This is a genomic window from Pedococcus sp. P2_D9 (genome assembly GCF_056404275.1).
Genome location: NZ_JBFUEI010000004.1, coordinates 186,870 through 206,069 on the forward strand (window position 1 = coordinate 186,870; position 19,200 = coordinate 206,069).

The following is a 19,200-nucleotide window of genomic DNA, read 5'->3' on the forward strand; positions in this document are numbered from 1 at the left end:
TCCATGTGGTTATCCACCACTGTGGACGACAAGGACCGAGCCGGTACGTTACCCCCTAGTGTTCCGTGGACGTCCGCAACCGGAGGCAGACGAGGGGTTTGCCGACCGGGGTCTGGGACGTTGTCGACGTGTTCACGCCGGGGGATGGCCTGAGCTCGGTCGCCTGCCTGCACCCCTCTGACCTGCGGCGTTGCTCGATCACGACGGGCGCGCCTGTTAGCCTGACCGCGTGCGGGCGGTCGCCATCCCGCGGTGGACACGGGGGGTGGGGCGCCCTCCGCCGGGACCGTGCGTTCTCGCGTTCCTGCTGACCGTGGTCGGCGCCACGCCGCTGCTGTGGAATGGTCGATACTTCTTCCGCGGCGATACCCAGATCGCGTACCTGGGCTGGTGGTACCACTTGGGCGAAGCCGTGCGCGAGGGCCATCTCCCCCTCATGGAACCCTTGGCCTGGGAGGCCGGAAACTACGCCGCGGAAGGACAGTGGGGACTGTTCAGCCCCCTGACGATCCTCATCGGCGTGTTGGCCACGGTCGTGCCCGACGTCGTCGTGTTCGTCACGGTGTTGAAGATCGGGCTCATCGTTCTCGGTGGCGTCGGCACGTACCTGGTCGCCACCAGCTACGGCGCCCGTGAGCCCTTCGCCCTCGTGGCCGGACTCGTCGTGGGGCTCTCCGGCCAGTCGGTGTTCCAGGACTGGCCCTCGTGGGTCAACGGTCACATGGGGGCGGCACTCCTGCCCTGGGCGTGGTGGTTCATCCGGCGGGCGATGGCGGGGCGCAGCCCGGCGGGCGCGCTGATCCTGTGCTACCTGGTTGCCGCCGTCGGCTACGTCTACTGCGCGATGTGGCTGACGGTGATCTTGCTCGGCTGTCTGGTCGACGCGGCGCTGTCCCGCTCCCGACCAGAGCTGTTCACGGTCGTCGGCCTCTTGACCTTCAGTGGGTTGGTCTCGGTTGCGGTGTATCTGCCTGGCCTGCTGACCTCGCCCGTGACGATGAGGGACTCGTGGGCGGTGGTAGGGCGGGGCGGGTTCACGGTGGACCTCCAAAGCCTCTTCTCGTCGATGTTGCCGACGCGGAAGAGGAGCTACCTCGTCTGGCTCCTCCCAGCGGTCCTGTGGATTGACCTCGGACGGCTCCGGCGCTCGTCGCGCGACCTGGCTGGCGCAGCTGTGGCGACGGCGGTCCTCCTCCTGTGGGTGCTCGGTCCGAGCGCTGTCGGGCCGTTGCGGTGGCCGATGCGCGTCGTGCCGGCCCTGATGGTGCCCCTCGTCGTGCTGCTCGCCGTGGTTGCCTCTCGATGCCTCCCCACGCGGGTCTCGCGGTCTCGCCTGATCCTGTCGCTCGCGTGGGTGTGCGGAGCCGCCTACGTCGTGGTGGCCCGTGACCCGGGCCAAGGCAAGCAGGCAGCGCTGGGTGTGGTGCTTCTGGGTTTGGCGCTGGGGATGACGGCCTGGTCACTCGGCCATCGGGGGGCGCGCACGACAACGGGCGTTGTCCTGGCCTGGACGGTGGCGTTGTTCGTCGTCCTGTTCGCCCTCTACCCGGTTCCTCCCGCGGCCGATCGACACATGCCTGCGGCGCCGGCGCAGTATGGCGGCCGGATCCCGTCGGCCCGTGGCGACGTCATGGTCCTAGGAGAAGCGGGGGGTCAGATCCAACTCAACCCGGCCATCGCTGACGAACTTCTCATCGGTTCGTCGTGGTACCTGGGGCGCGGGGATGTCCAGAACGGGTACTCAACCATCAGGTTCCGCAGGTTCAGCGAGAGGTTCTGCCGAACGGTCAACGGTGGCACGTGCGCCAGGGCGCTGAGCGCGCTGATGTCGACCGAACCCACGACGGGCCGGCCATGGGCTGACCTCCTCTCGGTCAGCTCCGTGGTCCTGTACCGCCCGTCCTTTCCGACGAAGGACCTCATGCGTCCACCACAGGGGTGGAGGGTGGCCGGGGTGACCACCCACACCGTTGTCTGGACGCGAAACCACGCCGTCCCCTCGGCCGGGGGTGTGGTGGCGACCTCCGCGGGCGTCGTCGTGGACCGGGAGTCCGTGTCCGATCGCGTGGTCAGACTACGAGTGACCAGTTCGGGGTCGGGTCGTGGAACGGTCACCTTCAGCCGCCTCGCCTGGCCGGGCTACTCCACCGAGGGCGCCGAGCGTGTGGCGCCGGTCAGCGGCATGCTCCTGCGGGTGGCACTGCCTCCCGGTTCGAAAGGCTCCACCATCACCCTGCGATGGGACCCGCCCGGTTGGACGGTTGAGCTGTCGGCACTGTCGACGGCTGTCCTCGGCGGAGTGGCGTGGATCCTCTGGTTCTGGGCTGACCGGTCGCGGCGGCGCCGMCGCGAGCCACTGGTCGAGTGACACTCGCTCGACCTCGGGAACGAGGCTGACCGGCCGAGGGGAGTGTCCGGGCGGTTGCCACGTGCCCTGTGGACGGGCAGGAGCGGGCTGGAAGGTTACCCGCTAGTATGACGCAGACGTCCGCAGCCGGAGGCAAACGAGGGGTTCGCCTACCAGGGGGGTTGGGACGTCCTGGGGGGATGAGATGGACGCTGTCATGACCGTTGAGTCCGAAGTTCGGGAGCTCATCCGCCGGTCAGGGGTTGACCCTGTCCGGGACGTGGGGGAGCTGGACCGACTCGTGCGCGACGCGGTGGCCGACTACGACGAGCGCTCGCTGCACGGGAGCCTTCCGGCACTGGCCGACCTCGAGCACGCGGTGAAGTCGGTGAAGGACGCGGTGGCGGGGTTCGGTCCGCTGCAGCCCTACTTCGACGACCCCGAGATCGAGGAGATCTGGATCAACGAGCCCACGAAGGTGTTCGTCGCCCGTGGAGGAGTCTCCGAGCTGACCACCACGATGTTGACGGCCGACTCCGTCCGCGACCTCGTCGAAAGGATGCTCAAGACGAGTGGTCGGCGGGTCGACCTGTCGAGTCCGTTCGTCGACGCCGTCCTCCCGGACGGGTCACGCCTCCACGTGGTCATCCCGGACATCACCCGGGCGCACTGGTCGGTCAACATCCGCAAGTTCGTGGTCCGTGCAGCGCACCTCGACGACCTGGTCGGGCTCGGCACCCTGACGCCGCACGCCGCGCGTTTCCTGGGCGCCGCCGTCGCCTCCGGGCTCAACATCCTCGTGGCGGGAGGGACCCAAGCCGGCAAGACGACGCTGCTCAACTGCCTGAGTGCCGCCATCCCACCACGCGAACGAGTCGTCACGTGCGAGGAGGTCTTCGAGCTGAAGATCCCGCTCAGGGACGTGGCATCGATGCAGTGTCGTCAGCCCAGCCTCGAGGGCACCGGGGAGATTCCACTGCGACGACTGGTCAGGGAAGCGCTGCGCATGCGTCCGTCGCGGATCATCGTCGGAGAGGTGCGTCAGGCCGAGAGCCTCGACCTGCTCATCGCCCTCAACAGCGGTCTGCCTGAGTTAGTGGTTGGCAATGCACACAACACATGCGAAGGGCCCTGCCGAACGCCGTCAAGGTCTCGACTGCGTAACGCATCGACCCGACAGTGCCGATCCGGTTGTTGGGGACACCCCCTCAGGCGTAGTGGTTCTCATGGAGAAGGACACGAAACGCGCGCAGGGAAAGCGGCTCCGCGCGGCGATCTATTGCCGTATATCGCAGACGGATGGCCGAGTCGACAAGGTCGACATCCAACAGCGCGAGTGCACGAGGTACGCCAAGCGCAAGGGCTACGACGTCGAGCTCGTCTACGTCGATGACGGGATCAGCGCCTACACCGGGCGTGCGCGACCGGACTATTTGCAGATGCTTCGCGATGCGGAGGCTCAGCGGTTCGACGTCATCGTGGCGACTTTCGAGGATCGGCTCTCTCGACGTCCCGCGGAGAAGGTGCACCTGGCCGAGATCTGCCGGGAGGCGGGCATCATCTGGGACACCGTCAATGAGGGGGTTTCGGACCCGAAGGATCCAGACGATGAGCTCATGTCCTACTTCCGCGGCTACATGGGCCAGAGGGAGCAGACCCTGAAGATTGAGCGCCTCCGCGCTCGATTCGCAGAACGTCGAGCTGACGGGAAGCCCCTGTGGGGAGTCAGGCCGTTCGGCTTTGAGCTAGACCGAATTGAGCACCGGCCTGATGAGGCGGCGGAGGTTCAGTGGGCATGCGAGCACATTCTCAATGGGGGCAGCGTCTACGGGATCGTCAAGCGATGGAACGAGACAGGCATTCTGACCAGCCGGAAAGGGACATGGAGCAACCAGTCAGTTCGACAGGTGCTCCGCCGCCCACGCAACGCTGGGCTCATGGAAGAGCACGGGGTGATCCTCTGGGACCAGAAGGCGGTTTGGGACCCGCTGGTTGATCGGGCGACCTGGGAGGAGGTCTGCGCCATCCTCAGCTCGCCCACCCGCTCGACAGTCGACTCCCGCGAGCCCCGTTGGCTGTGCGCTGGCTTGGTCCGCTGCGGCGTCTGCGGCGACGTTATGCGCTCGGCAAGCGGCAGCGACCGTAAGGGGCGGTTCAAGATCTACCGGTGTACCCGCAAGGCTCGGACGGCCATCACGGACAGCAGGCGACACACGGCAGTCAAGACCGCCGACCTCGACGTCCTTGTCCGCGAGGCCATCGTGTCGGCATTCCTGCTCGCGCCGACCTCTTGGCTGCCGAATGCCGCGCCCGACGTGGCGGAGGCGCGCCGCATCGAGAAGCGTCTCCGTGCACTCCGCCTGGAGCAGGTCGAGGTGACCAGTCTCGTTGGAGAGCCTGGGGCTTCAGTGCGCGTCATCAAGGAGAAGCTGAGCGTCCTCCACAACGAAGAGGAGGAGCTCATCGCCGAGCGCGACGAGTGCCACCGCCGATCGGTCCATGCGAGGATGCTGGCAGGCTCGGCTGAAAGCTTGTTCGCTACGAAGACGGTTAGCTTCTCTGCAGCCGCCGACCGCATGAGGGAAGTGGAGGCGTCATTCGACGCGCTCAGCCTGGCGGATAAGAGAGCTCTCGTGCGCAGTCTCCTGCGCGTCACGGTGTACCCGGGGCGCACCCTTGAGCGCATCGAAGTCGAGCGACTCTGGGAGCGAGGCCAGCAGGGGTTTGTGGGCTAGAACATCACGCCGGGGTGCGTACGGGGCGCTCTGGCGTGGATCTTGCTAGATGCAGGGGGCACCAGGCTGAGGAATCCGAAGGGCCTCCCGTTGGCTTTCTGCATTGCGGGACGAGTACATCCGATATTCCGGCATGGAATTGACGACTAACGACGGCGCGCTTGCACGCTCGGGGTTGACCTTCGACAGCCTTCTGGCAATGACAGCTACCGAACCCCGCGAGTACGACCTCGTCGTCCTCAACGGCTCGATCCGCATGATCGATGTGCGGGCCGAGATCGAGCGATGCCTCGCTCTTGCCGGGAGAGAGATCACGCAGACGTAACGATCCTCGGGTTCAGAATGTGACAATTCGCCCATAGAGCCATCGACAGGCGTACGACACCAACCTTGTGGCCGTACGGGGTTGATGGAGATTTCTGACTTCCCTACCAACGGTCTCGACCTGACCGAGTGGGCCGCCTACACCTACACCTTCAACGACGCTGTAACCGTAGCCCTCGACGGGGTCTGCGAGCTGGACGCGAGTGAGTTTCTAAACGAGAGCTTGTCCGACGCCACGACGCAGGATCTGTTGGCCCTCGTGGAAGAAGCTCAAGCTCGGCTCACGCAGCTAGACGTGGCCCTCAGGTCGACTCCCGCTGTGGTCCTCCCCTTCCGACCTCCTCAGCGGCGCACGACGTGACGGACATTCCCCTGCTGCGGGTCGAGGAAGCCGCGGCACTCCTCGGGATCGGACTGAAGAAGCTCCGTTCGCTTCATCTCCCATCGGAGGGCGTTCGTCCTCGCCGATATCGGGAGTCAGTCCTGCGGGAGTGGCTCACTGCCAATGGCACGGCCGAAGAGCGGCGACGACGGCAGGCGCGGGACCAGTTCACCAGGTATCGCCGGTGGGTCGACCGCAATGGCAATGGCAAGCCCGCTTCGAGCCATGCCCTGTACTACACATGGCGAGGGATAGTGCGGCGCACCGGCGACCCTGAGGACCCCGACTACGGTGCGCGTGGAATCGATCTGTACCCGCCATGGAAAGACGACCCGGTCGCGTTCTTCGATTACATCGAGAGCCTGGGTGCTCGCAGGCCAGGCGACTCCATTGATCGCATCGACAATGAGCGCGGCTACTGGCCCGGCAACCTGCGGATCGCTGACGCCGTCATGCAGAACAACAATCGCAGGAACTGTGTCGGCTACCACTGGGACGAGTGTCCGGAGCATCTTGGCTGCCTCTGCCCGCAGCCCTGCCCTGGTGGTGAGTCGTGCCCAGAGGTGGCCGTCATGCGCGAAGGGCGTGAGGCTCTAACGCCTGGATTCTGGGCTCAGTTTCATCGCGCCGAGCCAGTCACCCGGGCAGTCGAGGAGGCTCAGCTATGCCTTTGCCCTCCTGGCTGCGATGGCGACGAGCTGACATGTCACGAGACCTACATCTGGGCCACTTTGAGAGCAGAGGTTGCTCGCACGGCTCCGGACAGTGATGAGCCCTTGTCGCTCGCTGGCAGGGAAGACGAGGCTGTCAGCTTCCTCAATCTGTAGGCGGCGCGATTGGTGTCCGGAAGGAGCGCCCGTTACGGGCGCGCCGTTCGATCGGCGCAGAGTGGCCGTCGGGGCGTAGTCGGGCTGGCGCCGTAGTAGGGGTGTTCCTCCGTGGCTGGAGGCATCGGTGGTGGGCCTCGCCTAGGGCCCACCACCAACCGGCCCGGGGGAGTCCAGCCACAAGTTAGGAATGCACATGGGCGCATCCCCAGAGGTCTTTGCCGCCGCTCTCAGCGAAGCGAACGCTCACGTCCGGCGATATCCCAAGCTGGTCCACCTGCTTGATCTCGGCGAGGCCACCGACCTAGTCGCTGCATACGTTGCCCGTCGCGCTGTCAGAGCGTGGCTCTATCACCTGCCAGTCACGAAGCACGATGACGCGATCAGGGACATCCTCACCGATGCGCATTCGCACGTCTGGGAGGGCGGCGAAGCGGACCGTGTCCATGCCCTCTACTCCCACCATCTCGCATCTGGCCGACTCATTGGCTTGAGTCCCACTGTGGTCGCCGTGCACCGGGCGGTCTTCACACTCGCGGTCTGGCAGGGGACGCCTGTGCTGGCCGCCACAAGGTTTCTCGCTACCGCCATTTGCCAACAGTCCGGCATCGAGCGGGACGCCCGCACCCTCTCCCGGGCGCTGGAGCGCCTGCACAGGCTTGACGTGATCGAGTGGGAGCGTGGCGAGCGCGGTTTGAAGTCGACCTCCGGTCGCATTCGGCTCCCCTTGTCCGACACGCCGCCAGGCACAGTTCCCTCGGTCACCGATGTGCTCGACCTGGCCATGACGACGGACCTGGAGCTCGCGCTGTCTGACTACCGCCATAAGGCGAGAGGCAATCTGCGTCAACGCTCCGACGCCGCCCATACCCGCCACGCTGGAGATCACCTGGCGAGCGTTGAGGCGCAGGCTCGGGAGTCGGCCTACTACGAGCCATGGGGGAACGCCGAGATCGCAGCCGGGCTCGACCTCTGAGGGGGCACAAGCGGTCTTACCGCCCTACATGTGCGATGAGTGAGGTGTTGGCGTGGTTGATGAGGGCGACGACCGATACCACTCATGAGAGATCGAGGAAAGGAGCTGTGATGCCAGGGCGACCCTGCGGAGCCTGCTCGCTTCCGGCGGAAGTGCGGGCTCGGATCCTCAGCCAGCGCCGCAACCTCGTCCCGCTGCGCACCATCGCGCAGCAGCTTCGGGAGGCCGGGCACCCGCTGTCCAAGGACGCACTCTTCCGCCACTACGAGAACTGCGTTCCCGCCAGCGTGGCCGGCGAAGCCGACACCCACGAGCCGGACCGCCTCGACCTTGCCGTAGCGGAGGCGGCCCGAGCCGAGCTGGTCAAGTGGCCGAGCATCGCGCGCAGCCTGGTGGCGCGCTTGCTCAGCGACGGCCTGGGCGAGGCAGCCGAGCGTGTAGCGCTGGCCGTGCCAGAGATGATGCGCCCAGGCCATCCCAAGTGCCTGCCCGAGTACCAGTCCCTGCCTAATCCCAACGCACGCTGAACACCGAGGAGCAGCCATGGCCAAAGCCACCAACACCACGACCGACAGGGTCTCCATCGACGACCCCGCCACCCCTGCCGAGCAGTCCGACAGCGGCACTGAGCCGCTCGCGCCCCTCGCGCCAGGCGGCAAGGTTCACCTGCTCGGAACGCTGACGTGGGCCTTCGACTACACCCACCACGAGGTCATCGGCTATGGGACCGAGGTCACCATCAGCTCCCTCATGCTGGAAGCGTTTCGGGACCGCTTCGGGCGCTCCATCCTCGACCCGGACGTTCTGGACTGCGAGGAGGAGCAGGTTCGGCGGTGGGGGAAGGTCATGGTCCGACGAGGACCGTGGCCCCACGGCGTCGACCGCCTCGTACGTGGCAGCCAGGAGTGGTGGGACCAAGCCGAGGCCGAGCGGCGTGCCGCATGGAAGATCGATGACGAGCAGGAGCGCCTCGCCGCCCTGCGAGCCGTCCGCGCCAAGTACGGCACCCAGTCCACCTCCCGCACGCTGGCCACCTTCGACCAGAGCAAGCGTGAGCCCGGAGCCTGGGTATGAGCGTCCCCGCCACCGAGCCCGGCTCCAACAAGCAGCGAAGCCTCGCCTTCCGTAACGAGGTTCTGCTCTATCTCCTGCGGCAGGGACTCAGCCAAGCGGACACGCGGCCAGAAGGGCGCGGCCTCAGTGAGCACGAGCGGTGGGCGAACGACACCGGCGACATCGTGGGCCTTTCCTGGGCCATCGGCGTCCGCAACCAGAGAGACCTCGACCTCGGGACCGCCATGGCCGAGATCGAGCGTGAGGCAGATCGCGCCGGCAAGGAGCTGTTCGCCTCCATCCAGCGCCGCAAGGGCCACCCCATCGAGTCGGCATACGTAACCATGCCCCTGAGCGCCTTCGTCGCGGTCCTCCACGCCAGCGTCACGCCGCACGCATGAGCCGACAGGTCAGGGCGCGGATCCGTTCTCCTCGGCCGCAGGTTGTCACTGGTCTCCCCGGGTCGTCCATCCCGGACCTGCGGGTGGTCCGCGCCCTGTCCCGTCGGCTCAGGGTTGACGAGAAGGCCACTCCGGCCAACGTCGGTGGCTGCTGGCCTTTCGGCAGGGGGCGATGGGGCTCGCCTGATTGGGTCAGCGACAGAGGGTGACAGCGAGGGCTTGGCCGTTGCCAACTCAGGAGCCCGTGCCGGGCACGGTGGGTCACATACGGAAGCGTCCTGCCGGATTTGGGCTCGGGCTCGTGGGCTGGGAGCGGCCCAGCGCTGCTTCACTCCCCGCCTGCGCGGGCGGCTACTTAGGTTGAGGGCCAGGCCTTGCACGCCAGGTCCGCGAGGCTGCGCGTCCGGCTTTGGATGGCGTCGAGGTCCCAACTCTCGATTTCTGCGAGGCTCGCCGTGAGCCGAAAGTCAGATTTCCGGTACGCCTCAACCTTCGTCGAGAAGGGCTTGCTGCCCAATTCGCGGTTGATGCGCTTCTCCAGGAGGGCGAGATTTCCGATGCGATCTAGGGCAACTGCGACCTCCTCCTTGTTCTTGTCCTTGCCTGCGGCCTTGGACATCACATGCTCGACAGTGACAGCTTGCGTGTGCCACTCCAGGGGTCGCTCGGGGCGCTGATTCAACGCGTCGTCGGCCTTCTCCAGCATTGCAAGTACGTACTTCGCCCGTGCGACGGAGATTGCGCCGTACTCGGTGAAGGCTGACTTGAACTCCGTGTCGGTTGGGATCAATCGGGCTAGGTGAATGCGAACGCTCGTCTGGTTGTGCGCCTCGCCGGAGCTGAGTGCTTCGGCGGCCGAGCCGAAGGCGTCTTCGGAGAGGCTTGCGCCTATTCGCCCAGCAAACTGAGCACGCACAGACCACTTCGCGACCTTAATGAGTAGCCGCGCAGCGTTTGGCTTGTTCCAGTTCTGGAAGGCTGCGATCAGCAGCGGCATGCTGCTCTCAAACCCGAAGCGTCGATAGGCCAGAAGCGCGTCGCGAACACTAACGCTCACATCTGCCCAGAACGGGTCCTCCGGGTCTCGTAGGGCTAGGTAGATCGTTTGCGCTTGCGAAAGTCGCTGTACGTAGGCCTTGGCGTCCTTATCCGACTTGATGTCCCCCTGAATTGCGCGATACAGCTTCCGCGTAGTTGTGGCGCCGTGGCGGGACGCGTACTCGTAGCGGATGAACTTGACGAGATCCTCAGACTTCTCAAAGTTGGCTTCCAAAGCAACCCACTTGTCGTGAACGTACCGGAAGTGATTGCGCGCGCGGGAAAACAGGAAGTTCTTGAGGAGGTCGGCGGTCGTCAGGTCGGCCCCACGGTCGTTGAGCGTCTCGAATATGACGTATGCCTCAGGAAGATCTGATGCGACTGCGACCAGAACCTGAACCTGGTTGTCGAGCTGTGCCAAGACCTCGATCAGCTTGCGATAGTCCTTCTTCTCCGGAGCGACCTTGCGAAGGAACCCCGCACAAGTGTCGTACGCGCGCCGCAGTGCAACGGACTCCGACAGCTCATCGGCCTGACCGTTCAGGAGCTTGTCGTAGAACTCCTGGTCTTTGGGGCTGAGCACCAATCGCTCGACCACGCCTTCTGCGCTGATCTCGTATCCCTGGATGTACTTCTTGTTCAGCTCACTCGCTTGCTCAACCTTTCCGTAGACCTCGAGGAGGTCTCGAATCGCGATGAGGAGCACTGCTGTTGTCGCGAGGCGCTGTTGCCCATCGACAATTCGCCGCCTGCCGTTGGCAGCCTCCGGCGCAGCGAAGACGACCGTTCCCATGAAGTAGGCCACGTTCTTGGACCGCGCCTCATCGAGATCGGCAAGGTACTCTTCCACGTTGCCTTGATCCCAGGCGTAGCTGCGCTGAAATGCCGGGACCTCCAGCAAGTGGTCCGACAAGATGTGTCCGAGTTGGTCGTGAGTGAACTCTGTCGTGTCTGCCATTAGGTCCTCCCCTGCTCCGGTGGGAACGCTACGAGATGGAGCGGCAGTTTGGGGTGAGGCGCACTGCCAATGCGTCGACTCTCTGGCACTCGGACCCAGTCAGTCTCGTGAATAGGCCAGATGGCAGAGGGCGCGAGCCGTGCGTGTGTCCCCGTGGGGAGAACCAGTCAGCTGAGTCGTACGTTTGGGAGGAGCTCAGCGATGTAGCCACGGAGTGGACTCGCCGCAGGGAGCCCATGAATAACCATTGGGCGCTCTTGGGACAGGCTCTCCAGGTTCCAAGCCCACGCCGTCACGTCACTGTAGGTCTGGCGACGGGGCAGGTACACATGCACCTCCGCGCAATCGGCCACCTTCGGAATGTCGGCGAGGCTGTTTACGTTGAGCTCTCTCTCTGAGACTCCACATGGGTTGTCGTTTCGTCCCATCTGACGCAGAGCCCCGAGCGTCACCGTCTGACGCCCCAGTGCTGCCCGCGAGCTGAGGACAACACAATCCCGGTGGTCTCGGACAAGATCGCTGATAGCCCGCTGTCCGCCAGCACCCTTTGGATGACTCAGGAGCGACAGGACATCGAAATGGTCACCATCGTGGACAAGACGGATGCGGTTGCCGTTGGCCTTCATAGTCAGGAAGCCCGCCCCGCCGTGGGTGACGGCGTTGAGTGCCAACTCGTGAAGGGCCATAGCCACCGCGTATCCCTCAGCATCTGGCCAGACCTGTCCAGCGTTAACGTCCTCGACAAAGTCCCAGACAAAATGCCGTACGGCGTCTAGGTCCACGGGATCTGTTTTCGTTGCGGAGTACCTCAACATCGCTGGAACCGTGGTGTCCGCCACGATCGGACGCCCAACCTCCCTGCGCGCCAGGTCCTTCGCATGCTTCTTCCACGCGTGCAGCAGCTCGACGGTGAAGCGCTCTTCGTCGTCATCGATTTCCTTGGCGTGATCGGCGCATAACCAGATCCCGTTGTCGGGCGAACGCCTTTGTTCCCTAGTGAGCGTCTCGTCGTAGCGCGCGGCGCCCTCGGACGCAGCGGTGATGTGCGCCGCAACGCCGATGAGGACCACACCATCGCTGCTGTCCGACGTCGCTGCAGACGTTGCCGCCCGGCAGGTCGGACGTGAACAGCGCTGTGAAACCTCCATAGCCAACAGGGCGACGGTGCGCTTGGAGAAGTTGTCTCTAGCCATGGGGGAGCTCTCCCGCCGCGGGGGCCAACGCGCACGCAATCGTCATGCGGTCATCTTGCCGAGTTCGGGAGTGGGTAAGGGCGGTAAACGACCGGCGCCGTCGCGACATCCCGAGACAAGGCGCCAGAAGACGGCCGGAAGGGGGACCACCGAGTCGGGGCACGGGGTACGTGCAGCAGCTGTCCATTTGATTGCTTTTGGACAGGCCATCCGCACAGGCCGAGGGCGGCCCGACACGCCAGTTCCTAGCGTCCAGAAGGCTGTCCACAACACGCCGTCCAGAAGTTGACACCCTCGCCGAGTTTTGATTCCTGTGGTCATGAGAAACCAACTCCTCGGCTACGCCCGAGTGTCAACCAAGAAGCAGACCACTGACGCCCAGCTCGACGCGCTCGTTGCAGCGGGCGTCGAGCCCGACCGCGTGTACGCAGATGTCCTCTCGGGGGCACGCAGCGACCGGCCAGGGCTTGCCGCGCTACTCAACTACGCCCGCGAGGGCGACACGATCGTGGTCGTCGCGCTCGATCGGCTCGGTCGGTCCCTATCCCACATGGTCAAGACCATCGAGGATCTGCAGGCGCGAGGTGTGAACCTCCGCTCTCTGCGCGAGGGCATCGACTTCGCCACGCCGACCGGCCGGCTACAAGCTGCCATCTTCTCCGCGATGGCCGAGTACGAGCGCGAGCTCATCCGAGAGCGTGCCACCGCTGCCAGGGAGGCAGCCGCAGCTCGTGGCCGCCAGGTCGGTCGACCCCGAGCCCTCAGTGCATCGCAGGCGGAGACTGCACGGCGGATGAGGGATGGCGGCTTCGACGTCACGTCCATCGCCAAGACGCTCGCCGTCAGTCGTGCCACGATCTATCGAGCCATCGAGGCAGACCCTCGGCCGTAGGGATGGAGGTCGGCGCAATCTGGGTGTTTGGGTGCATGGCGGCTGACCCATGTAGCAAGCTCCACGCATGGCTCTGCGTACGTGGTGGGACGGCGACCCTGACCAGCGTTACTGGTTGGAGATCACTGACAGGGAGCTTCCCGGCCAGGACCTTCATGCCCCGCAGGTCGACGGCGTCGGCAGCACCCAGTGGTCTTACGAGGCCGTGTCCCTCGTTCAGCCCGGCGACCGCGTGCTCCACTACCAGACCAATGAACCGGGTGGGGCGGCCATCATCGGGTGGTCGGAAGCCATCAGCGGAGCGTCCATAGGGACCATCACCTGGCAGGCCCACGGAACGCGCGGTAGAGAGCGGGCGGTGGCCACCACGGGGCCAAGCTGGTACGTGCCCCTCGACGGCCTCCACGAGTTCGAGGAGCCGGTGCGGCGCGCGGACCTGAGTGCCCGGATGAACGACGTCCTCGCGGTCCGCGACAAACTGGAAGGGGAGCACGGCAAGCCGGTGTACTTCCCGTTCTATCGGTATCGGCCCGGTGAGCTGCGGGTCCAGCAGGGCTACCTGGCCAAGTTTCCCAACGAGCTAATTGACCTGCTCGGACTGCAGGAGGTTCGAGCGGGTGCGCCCCAGACCGAAGATGACGGCGAGCTCACTGAGGACCCTCAGCCACCTCGTCGCAAGGCGTCCAAGGGACAGGTCACACGCATTCAGGACCCTAAGCTTCGTGCGGCCATCGAGCGTCACGCCGTCGACGTGGCCAAGGCTCACTACCGGAATCAGGGTGTGCCCGCCTCTGACATTGAGGAGCTTGGCAAGCCCTACGACCTCCGTGTCATGGTCGACGGGCAAGAGCGACACGTCGAGGTCAAGGGCAGCACCCTTCAGCTCAGCACCGTGGAGCTCACCATCAATGAAGTGACCCACGCAGACGACTTCCAGCCGACCGACCTCATCGTGGTCGACGGCATCGAGTGGGAGCGGTCCGGTGAGGTCATCAAGACGCGGCGCGGGCGGATGCGCGTCTGGCGCGACTGGTCACCCCTGGACGAGCACCTGTCGGCCCGGAAGTTCGCCTACGACCTGCCTGAGGCTGGGTCGCTCGTGCTGGAGTCCTACCGCCACGGTTCCGCCTAACCAAGAAGGACCCCCAGAGCTCCTAGCGGTCCACATCCCTGGTGTTCTTCCGCGGGTTTCTGCCTCAGGTCCGTCCTCGGAATCCGGCTTGCCAACTTGACTTTCAGGGCTGCCCGGCATGTGCACCATCCATGCCAACAGCGCTCGCGAAGCCATCACGAAGATGTGCACGCTGCCGCTGCTCGCCGGCGAGAACGTCGGTAGTCGGTTCGTCGTGCCGACCGTCGCGGGGTCAGTCGACATCGTGGTGCACGCCGCGCTCGACCACGATGGGGTCCGGCGGGTTCGCGAGATCGTCGCGGTACCGGGGCGGGTCGAGGGTGACGTCGTCGAGACGGCCGACATCTTCACCCAGCGTGAGGGTGTGCTCCGTCGAGCAGACGGTTTCCCGCCGCATCCGGAGCGGTTCCGACGCGCCGGGTACGACGTTGCCGCCCTCTTGGCCCAGGAGTGACCAGATGATCGGAATCCTCGTGGGGTTGCTCCTGGGCTGTGGCCTCTTCTGCCTGTGGTGGTCGGCCTGGGTGCCTGAGCCGAAACCCATACGCCCGCAACGGGTCTCGCTCATGGACCGGTTGCACGACGAGCTCGTCCAGGCGGGGTACCCGTCCCTCGGTCCACGCACCCTGGTCGTTGCCTGCCTGGTGGCTTTCGTGTTCGTCGCAGTCGGGGTCCTTGCGACCACCGGGGTCGCGCCGGTGGCGCTGTGCTTCGCAGCCATGGCGGGTTATGGCCCCTTCGCCCTGGTGCGGCTGCGGGCCAGGCGACGCCGATCCAACCTGCGTGAGCTCTGGCCCGATGCGGTGGACAACATCACCTCCGGGGTGCGCGCAGGGCTGGCCCTGCCCGAGGCGCTGAGCCAGCTGGGCGTGCGTGGGCCGGAAGAACTACGACCGGCGTTCCAGGCCTTCGCGGAGGACTATCGGGCCAGCGGGAGGTTCCACGACTGCCTCGACCGCCTCAAGGACCGGCTGAGCGACCCGGTCGCGGACCGGCTTGTCGAGTCCCTGCGGATCGCCCGGGAGGTCGGCGGAAGCGATCTCGGTGGTCTGCTGCGCACCCTGTCGACGTTTCTTCGCGAGGACAGCCGCACCCGATCCGAGCTCGAGACCCGACAGGGCTGGACCGTCAACGCGGCCCGGCTCGCCGTCGCGGCCCCCTGGATGGTGCTGGCGATGCTGTGCACCCGATCCGAGTCGATCCAGGCCTATGCGACCACGACCGGCACGGTGATCCTGCTCGTCGGCGCGGCGGTGTCGGCGGCCGCATACCGGGTGATGGTCTTCATCGGGCGGCTGCCCGAGGACGAGCGAGTGCTCCGATGACGAGCGCGCTGGCCGGCGGGGCCCTCGGGCTCGCACTGGGACTCGGCCTGCTCCTCGTCTGGGGCGGGCTGCCGCGAAAYCGCCGTGCCACCCTCGACGACCGACTCCTTCCCTATCTGCGTGACGCCCCGCGCCCCTCTCGCTTGTTGGACCCTCGCAGGGTCGGGCGACCCGGCGCCCTGAGGGTCCTGGCTGGACCGCTGGTCGCCGATCTCGGAGGCCGCATCGAGTCCATCCTCGGCGGGTCGGCGTCAGTGAGGCGACGCCTCCAGCGGGCTGGCAAGGCTCCAGACGTGGACCGGTTCCGAGCCGAACAGGTGCTGTGGGGCGCTGTCGGCCTGCTCGTGGGGATCGTCGTCGGCAGCCTCGTCTGGCTGGGCAAGGGTGGTTCGGTGGTGCCTGCAGTCCTGGTCGTCCTGTGCAGCGTCGGCTCTGCGGTGGTGGCTCGAGACCAGTGGCTCAGCCGAGAGGCGAACGTCCGCGAGCAGCGGATGTTGGGCGAGTTCCCCACGATTGCCGAGCTGCTGGCTCTCGCCGTCGGCGCGGGCGAGGGCGCCGTGGGCGCACTCGAACGGGTGTGTCGCCTGTCGCACGGTGAGCTGTCCGCCGAGCTCGGCCGCTGCCTGGCCGACGCCCGCGCCGGAGCAAACCTGGAGAAGGCCCTGCAGGGACTAGCAGACCGCACAGGCCTGATGAGCCTCTCGAGGTTCGTCGACGGCATGGTGATCGCGGTCGAGCGGGGCACGCCCCTCGCCGAGGTGCTTCGCGCCCAGGCGCACGACGTTCGCGAGACCGGCCGGCGGGCAGTCATGGAGGCGGGTGGCAAGAAGGAGATCGCGATGATGATCCCCGTCGTGTTCCTCGTGCTGCCGATCACCGTGTTGTTCGCAGTCTTTCCCGGGTTTGCCTTCCTGCGGTTCTCGATCTGACCACTCCTGACCACTTCTGGCCACGTGACCTCCTGACGACAGCACCTCCTGACGACAGCACCACTTGGCTCAGCACCTGCTGAACCATCACCGAGAGGAACCTCATGACAGTCCTTCACCGCTCACTGGTCCGCGCCCAGCTGGCCGGGGCCCGCGCCTTCCGGAGCGTCGGCCAGCCTGGCGAGCGACGCGAGCACCGCGAGCGGGGCGACGTCCCGGGTTGGGTGCTGATCACCCTGATGACAGCCGGCCTGGTGGCGGTCCTGTGGGCAGTCGCGGAGGACCAGCTCACGACGATGTTCTCCGACGCGCTCAACAGCGCACGGCGGTAGCGACCGTGCGGTGCAGGCCTGGCGACGGTCGGCGCGAGGGCGGTGCGGCCGTGGTCGACTTCGTCCTGGTCTCGGTGTTGGTGTCCGTGCTCTTCCTCGCCGTTTTCCAGGTCGGGCTCGCCCTGTACGTCCGCAACACCATCATCTCCTGCGCATCCGAGGGGGCTCGCTTCGGCGCGAGGGCCGACGCCGACCCGCGCGTCGGTGCGGCCCGCGCGCGCGAGCTCATCGGGAGCTCGCTGTCGGCACGATTTGCCCGCGACGTGTCTGCCGAGGTCGTGGAGGCCGGAGGTGTGCAGGTCGTTGCGGTGCGCGTGCGCGCGCCGCTGCCCGTTCTCGGACCGTTCGGCCCTGACAGCGGGTTCGACCTCGTGGGTCGTGCATTCCTGGAGCGGCAGTGATGCTGGTGCTGCGTCGGCGGGCAGTGGCGCTCAGGATGAAGGGCGAGCGTGGCAGCGCCGTCGTGGAGTTCGTCTTCCTGGCCGTGTTGCTGATGGTCCCGCTGTTGTACCTCGTGATGACCCTGTCGAGGATCCAAGCGGCTGCGTATGCCGCGTCGACCGCGGCGCGCGAAGCGGGCAGGGCGTTCGTGACGGCATCCGAGCCTGCGGCTGCCCGCGAGCGCGCGTCAGCCGCCGCCCGGATCGCCTTCGAGGACCAGGGCTTCGGCCCTGACGGGGCGCTGACGATGGCCTGTGACGGCACACCGTGCCTGCGGCCCGACGGTCGGATCGAGATGACGACCACCGTGACGGTTCCCCTGCCCCTGATCCCGTCCTTCGCCCGCGGTGCCGTGCCGCTCGAGGTGCCGGTCACGGCCAGTCACGTGGCCGTCGTCGACCGGTTCCGGGGACAGCGATGACCCGCCAGTGCAGCGGGCAGCTCACGGCGGCATCGCGTGGGCCACTCGGCGACCGCTGGTGGCAGTTGTCGAGGCGCTTGAGATCCCCAGTGGTGCTCGGCCGGAGCGGCCCGGAGGCGGGCCAGGTGACGTTGTTGATCCTGGGGTTCAGCGTCGTGGCGATCCTGCTCATCCTCGGGACCGTGGCCGTCACCTCCGTTCAGCTGTCCCGGATGCGCCTCCTCGACGCCGCCGACGGAGCAGCACTGGATGCGGCCGACTCCCTCGACCTCGGTGCGTACCAGCGCGGGTTGGGCGATGCGGTCGCGGTCAACAGCAAGACCGTGCGCGAGACCGCGGTGGGGTACCTCGCACAGCGCCCGAGGCCCGCCAGCATGCTGGCCTGGCAGGTGGCTCCGGGCACCGGGACTCCGGACGGCCAGACCGCGGTCGTCCGCCTCTCCGGCCGGGCCGAGCTGCCGTTGGTCGGTGGGCTCCTGGACACCTTGGGCGGCTCGGTGACGATCACCGTGGAGTCGCGTGCTCGCGCCGACCTGGATTAGGCGTCCGCCCTGACGATTCGCGACACGGCGAGGCCGCGACGGGCGATTGTCGTGTATGTGGACTTTTGCGTCGCCAGATGTGGCGGTTCTGTGACAGGCCGTTGACCGCCGAGTCTCGCCGCTGGTTACCTGCAGGGAGCATCACTGACATGCATTCGCTTGGGTGTGGCTGCGGAAGGGCACGGAGCCACACCTCATCTGGCCGTGTCTGGGGAGTCCGGGGAGACGGTCTGTCGATGGTCCGCGCCGCCTTCAGGGAGGTGTGCTGTGACGCTGCGGGGCGAGCTTCCCTCCGGCGGGCGGAACTCCGGCGCGCGCAACTCTGGCGCGCGGGCTTCCGCCGCTCTCGGGGTCGGCGGCACGACGGGTCTAAGAGACGTCCTCACCGATGCGTCCATCCTCAAGGCGATCCGCAACGCTGACCGGCTCAAGCCGGGGGACAGGCCCAAGAAGGGCGTGACGCTCAAGGCCGCCGAGGCGACTCGCCTCCTGCGCAGCATCATCCACTTCGTGGCCGACGTGCCGTCCGACTCCTCGCCGATCGTGGTGTGGGAGCAGGAAGGCAGCGAGCTGTGGGTCGACATCTCGACCACCGCGCTCACCTGCATCCCGGGAGTCATCCGGGTCGCCGTGAAGGTCGGCTGCGACCAGCTGCCCGAACCGGCCGTGATCACGGTGCCGTTCGGGGTCGGGACGCCCGAGGCGCCAACGGGTCTGGTGATGTCGAGCCTGAGCCGGCTCGACGGACCCGAGGTCGTCACCGGACGCTGGACGGCGGCCCTCACTGCATTTGCCTGGGAGGCCATCCTGGAGCTCGCGCGCAGGATGTGCGCCGAGCTCGGCAAGGACGCCGCAGGCCTGCCCCTCATCCCCGGGTCGGTCGCCGCGGGGTCGCAGATCCTCGTCGTGCAGCCGATGGCGCGCAACGACCTCTCCGGACTGCGGCGCTGAC

At 66.5% G+C, this 19,200-nt stretch carries 20 protein-coding genes and 1 pseudogene; 19 read left to right on the forward strand and 2 right to left on the reverse strand.

The genetic code is table 11. From position 1 onward, the window contains the following. The first annotated feature begins 229 nt into the window (after positions 1-229). The 9 genes from AC1DXJ_RS08320 to AC1DXJ_RS08360 all read left to right on the forward strand — a co-directional run bounded on the left by AC1DXJ_RS08320 (position 230) and on the right by AC1DXJ_RS08360 (position 9,045). Positions 230-2,368, forward strand: a complete 2,139-nt coding sequence (locus AC1DXJ_RS08320; RefSeq protein WP_477636799.1) for a hypothetical protein — start codon at positions 230-232, stop codon at positions 2,366-2,368. Between the two features lie 184 nt (positions 2,369-2,552). Further along, positions 2,553-3,740: a CpaF family protein gene (locus AC1DXJ_RS08325; protein WP_477636800.1), complete on the forward strand. Its 1,188-nt coding sequence runs from the start codon at positions 2,553-2,555 to the stop codon at positions 3,738-3,740. After that, positions 3,670-5,082 carry a recombinase family protein gene (locus AC1DXJ_RS08330; protein ID WP_477636879.1) on the forward strand — a complete coding sequence of 471 codons (1,413 nt, stop codon included), beginning with the start codon at positions 3,670-3,672 and terminating at the stop codon, positions 5,080-5,082. The genes AC1DXJ_RS08325 and AC1DXJ_RS08330 overlap by 71 nt, the downstream gene beginning before the upstream one ends. Before the next feature lie 199 nt (positions 5,083-5,281). After that, positions 5,282-5,407 carry a hypothetical protein gene (locus AC1DXJ_RS08335; RefSeq protein WP_477636801.1) on the forward strand — a complete coding sequence of 42 codons (126 nt, stop codon included), beginning with the start codon at positions 5,282-5,284 and terminating at the stop codon, positions 5,405-5,407. Between the two features lie 356 nt (positions 5,408-5,763). Next, complete coding sequence (locus AC1DXJ_RS08340) at positions 5,764-6,615, forward strand: helix-turn-helix domain-containing protein (protein WP_477636802.1); 852 nt, start codon at positions 5,764-5,766, stop codon at positions 6,613-6,615. Between the two features lie 196 nt (positions 6,616-6,811). Then, the gene (locus AC1DXJ_RS08345) at positions 6,812-7,591 is read left to right on the forward strand and encodes a hypothetical protein (protein ID WP_477636803.1); all 780 of its coding nucleotides are present in this window, start codon (positions 6,812-6,814) and stop codon (positions 7,589-7,591) included. Positions 7,592-7,701: 110 nt separating this feature from the next. Then, positions 7,702-8,118, forward strand: a complete 417-nt coding sequence (locus tag AC1DXJ_RS08350; protein WP_477636804.1) for a hypothetical protein — start codon at positions 7,702-7,704, stop codon at positions 8,116-8,118. Between the two features lie 16 nt (positions 8,119-8,134). Then, positions 8,135-8,665 (forward strand): hypothetical protein, encoded by a 531-nt coding sequence (locus tag AC1DXJ_RS08355; RefSeq protein ID WP_477636805.1) that lies wholly within the window; start codon positions 8,135-8,137, stop codon positions 8,663-8,665. Beyond that, entirely contained in the window at positions 8,662-9,045 is a 384-nt protein-coding gene (locus tag AC1DXJ_RS08360; protein WP_477636806.1) for a hypothetical protein, read from the forward strand. The genes AC1DXJ_RS08355 and AC1DXJ_RS08360 overlap by 4 nt, the downstream gene beginning before the upstream one ends. A 355-nt stretch (positions 9,046-9,400) precedes the next feature. Here AC1DXJ_RS08360 and AC1DXJ_RS08365 read toward each other — a convergent pair whose 3' ends face one another. Beyond that, positions 9,401-11,041: a DUF262 domain-containing protein gene (locus tag AC1DXJ_RS08365; RefSeq protein ID WP_477636807.1), complete on the reverse strand. Its 1,641-nt coding sequence runs from the start codon at positions 11,039-11,041 to the stop codon at positions 9,401-9,403. A 167-nt stretch (positions 11,042-11,208) separates the two neighbouring features. Further along, positions 11,209-12,234, reverse strand: a complete 1,026-nt coding sequence (locus tag AC1DXJ_RS08370) for a hypothetical protein (protein ID WP_477636808.1) — start codon at positions 12,232-12,234, stop codon at positions 11,209-11,211. Positions 12,235-12,553: 319 nt separating this feature from the next. On the opposite strand from AC1DXJ_RS08370, the gene AC1DXJ_RS08375 reads away from it, so the two are divergent. From AC1DXJ_RS08375 to AC1DXJ_RS08420, 10 genes and pseudogenes are all read left to right on the forward strand, one after another. Beyond that, a complete protein-coding gene (locus AC1DXJ_RS08375) occupies positions 12,554-13,126 on the forward strand; it encodes a recombinase family protein (protein WP_477636809.1) in 573 nt (190 codons plus the stop codon). Between the two features lie 67 nt (positions 13,127-13,193). After that, complete coding sequence (locus AC1DXJ_RS08380) at positions 13,194-14,258, forward strand: protein NO VEIN domain-containing protein (RefSeq protein WP_477636810.1); 1,065 nt, start codon at positions 13,194-13,196, stop codon at positions 14,256-14,258. A 103-nt stretch (positions 14,259-14,361) separates the two neighbouring features. Beyond that, positions 14,362-14,712, forward strand: a pseudogene (locus AC1DXJ_RS08385) (hypothetical protein); the annotation flags it as partial. Positions 14,713-14,716: 4 nt separating this feature from the next. Further along, positions 14,717-15,583, forward strand: a complete 867-nt coding sequence (locus AC1DXJ_RS08390) for a type II secretion system F family protein (protein ID WP_477615071.1) — start codon at positions 14,717-14,719, stop codon at positions 15,581-15,583. After that, on the forward strand, positions 15,580-16,512 hold the full coding sequence (locus AC1DXJ_RS08395) for a type II secretion system F family protein (RefSeq protein WP_477615072.1): 933 nt from the start codon (positions 15,580-15,582) through the stop codon (positions 16,510-16,512). The genes AC1DXJ_RS08390 and AC1DXJ_RS08395 overlap by 4 nt, the downstream gene beginning before the upstream one ends. A gap of 104 nt (positions 16,513-16,616) precedes the next feature. Beyond that, complete coding sequence (locus tag AC1DXJ_RS08400) at positions 16,617-16,844, forward strand: hypothetical protein (protein ID WP_477615073.1); 228 nt, start codon at positions 16,617-16,619, stop codon at positions 16,842-16,844. A 50-nt stretch (positions 16,845-16,894) separates the two neighbouring features. Continuing rightward, a complete protein-coding gene (locus AC1DXJ_RS08405; RefSeq protein WP_477615074.1) occupies positions 16,895-17,245 on the forward strand; it encodes a TadE/TadG family type IV pilus assembly protein in 351 nt (116 codons plus the stop codon). Further along, the gene (locus AC1DXJ_RS08410) at positions 17,245-17,706 is read left to right on the forward strand and encodes a TadE/TadG family type IV pilus assembly protein (protein WP_477615075.1); all 462 of its coding nucleotides are present in this window, start codon (positions 17,245-17,247) and stop codon (positions 17,704-17,706) included. The genes AC1DXJ_RS08405 and AC1DXJ_RS08410 overlap by 1 nt, the downstream gene beginning before the upstream one ends. Positions 17,707-17,831: 125 nt before the next feature. Beyond that, complete coding sequence (locus tag AC1DXJ_RS08415; RefSeq protein ID WP_477615076.1) at positions 17,832-18,248, forward strand: pilus assembly protein TadG-related protein; 417 nt, start codon at positions 17,832-17,834, stop codon at positions 18,246-18,248. A gap of 267 nt (positions 18,249-18,515) precedes the next feature. Next, a complete protein-coding gene (locus AC1DXJ_RS08420) occupies positions 18,516-19,199 on the forward strand; it encodes a hypothetical protein (RefSeq protein WP_477615077.1) in 684 nt (227 codons plus the stop codon). Position 19,200 lies beyond the last annotated feature (1 nt).

What these genes read in the sequence shown, in the direction of transcription:
- AC1DXJ_RS08325 (WP_477636800.1), top strand. Translation starts at nt 2,553, where the DNA reads ATGGACGCTGTCATGACCGTTGAGTCCGAAGTTCGGGAGCTCATCCGC.
- AC1DXJ_RS08335 (WP_477636801.1), top strand. Translation starts at nt 5,282, where the DNA reads ATGACAGCTACCGAACCCCGCGAGTACGACCTCGTCGTCCTCAACGGC.
- AC1DXJ_RS08345 (WP_477636803.1), top strand. Translation starts at nt 6,812, where the DNA reads ATGGGCGCATCCCCAGAGGTCTTTGCCGCCGCTCTCAGCGAAGCGAAC.
- AC1DXJ_RS08350 (WP_477636804.1), top strand. Translation starts at nt 7,702, where the DNA reads ATGCCAGGGCGACCCTGCGGAGCCTGCTCGCTTCCGGCGGAAGTGCGG.
- AC1DXJ_RS08355 (WP_477636805.1), top strand. Translation starts at nt 8,135, where the DNA reads ATGGCCAAAGCCACCAACACCACGACCGACAGGGTCTCCATCGACGAC.
- AC1DXJ_RS08360 (WP_477636806.1), top strand. Translation starts at nt 8,662, where the DNA reads ATGAGCGTCCCCGCCACCGAGCCCGGCTCCAACAAGCAGCGAAGCCTC.
- AC1DXJ_RS08365 (WP_477636807.1), bottom strand. Translation starts at nt 11,041, where the DNA reads ATGGCAGACACGACAGAGTTCACTCACGACCAACTCGGACACATCTTG.
- AC1DXJ_RS08370 (WP_477636808.1), bottom strand. Translation starts at nt 12,234, where the DNA reads ATGGCTAGAGACAACTTCTCCAAGCGCACCGTCGCCCTGTTGGCTATG.
- AC1DXJ_RS08375 (WP_477636809.1), top strand. Translation starts at nt 12,554, where the DNA reads ATGAGAAACCAACTCCTCGGCTACGCCCGAGTGTCAACCAAGAAGCAG.
- AC1DXJ_RS08380 (WP_477636810.1), top strand. Translation starts at nt 13,194, where the DNA reads ATGGCTCTGCGTACGTGGTGGGACGGCGACCCTGACCAGCGTTACTGG.
- AC1DXJ_RS08390 (WP_477615071.1), top strand. Translation starts at nt 14,717, where the DNA reads ATGATCGGAATCCTCGTGGGGTTGCTCCTGGGCTGTGGCCTCTTCTGC.
- AC1DXJ_RS08400 (WP_477615073.1), top strand. Translation starts at nt 16,617, where the DNA reads ATGACAGTCCTTCACCGCTCACTGGTCCGCGCCCAGCTGGCCGGGGCC.
- AC1DXJ_RS08410 (WP_477615075.1), top strand. Translation starts at nt 17,245, where the DNA reads ATGCTGGTGCTGCGTCGGCGGGCAGTGGCGCTCAGGATGAAGGGCGAG.